Below are 1,013 nucleotides of genomic sequence, written 5' to 3'. Positions count from 1 at the left end.
ATCAGAAACTGCCGCTGGCGATGCACAGTTTTGCGGTAGGGGACGATGGCCGTTTGGTCAAGCAAGTTCTATCACGCATTGCCTTCCATTTCACCGTCGATGGTCTTACCTATCACGCTCTCGCCCTGCAAGGGGAAGACGCCGGGTTTGTGGAAATCTACACCGATCTCGGCGGAATCCCCTATTCGGCGGAAGGGGTTGCCCGGCGCGTCGATGTGGCGGAAATCATCTATGCAACGCGCGATATGCCGAATGTCCGCGTTAGTGTAACCGATAAGCAACATGTTCTGTTATCGGCCAGCACGGCGGTGGATAACGCCACGGTTTCGCAAACGATCCTGGCGACGGCGTCGACCCTCGTTATGAAAAACGCGGCCCTGGCTCCAACTCCTCGCCCTCTATGGCCTGCCAAACCCCCGTGAAGCCGCCGCTTAGGGCTGCTTTCCGGCCGGTTTTGCCGGGGGTAGGCTGAAGACTTGGCCCGGATAAATCAGGTCCGGGTCGCGGATCTGCTCGGCATTGGCGCGAAAGATCACCGTATATTGAACCCCGCCGCCATAAGCGCGCCGGGCGATGCGCCAGAGGCTATTGCCCGGCTGAACCACGACGCGGTTGCCTTCGGGGGCAAGGCTGATTTGCTCCGGCGTGGCGCGGGCGAAGGGCAGTTCGAGCCGCTGGGTTACTTTGCCCTGGGGTGACATTTGGTCGATGCGTAAGGTCGAAGGGCCGGTGGGCATATCGGCTTCCGGGCGCAGGCGCCACAGACCGTTGCTGGCAACCTCGGTATCGCCAATCGGCGCATTATTCACATAGGCGCGAACCCCATTCCCGGCCTCGCCCCGCCCGGCCAGCATCAGGCTGCCATCCGGCCCGTAATCGATACTATCGACGGTCAAGCGGCCCGCCCCGGCAGGCGTTTCCGAAGGGGCTTGCAGAAGCGTGCTTCCTGCGCTGCCATCGCGGTTGACGACAACGGCCAGGGGGCGCTCCGGGGCGGTTGCAAGGTCGGCAGG

General features: G+C 62.4%; 2 protein-coding genes. One reads left to right on the top strand and one right to left on the bottom strand.

Features of this window, described 5'->3' with window-relative positions:
• Positions 1-422 (top strand): hypothetical protein (locus tag VZ95_RS26020; RefSeq protein WP_045777183.1); only part of this gene is annotated, 422 nt, incomplete at its 5' end.
• A gap of 9 nt (positions 423-431) precedes the next feature.
• On the opposite strand, the gene VZ95_RS22450 is transcribed toward VZ95_RS26020, so the two are convergent.
• Positions 432-1,013: LysM peptidoglycan-binding domain-containing protein (locus VZ95_RS22450; protein ID WP_156995408.1), on the bottom strand; the 582-nt coding region annotated here is incomplete at its 5' end.

The sequence above is a fragment of the Elstera litoralis genome (assembly GCF_000963705.1).
In the GTDB taxonomy this organism is placed as follows: domain Bacteria; phylum Pseudomonadota; class Alphaproteobacteria; order Elsterales; family Elsteraceae; genus Elstera; species Elstera litoralis.
The sequence above is the reverse complement of the archived record's forward strand: the minus strand, read 5'-3'. Positions and strand labels throughout refer to the sequence as shown.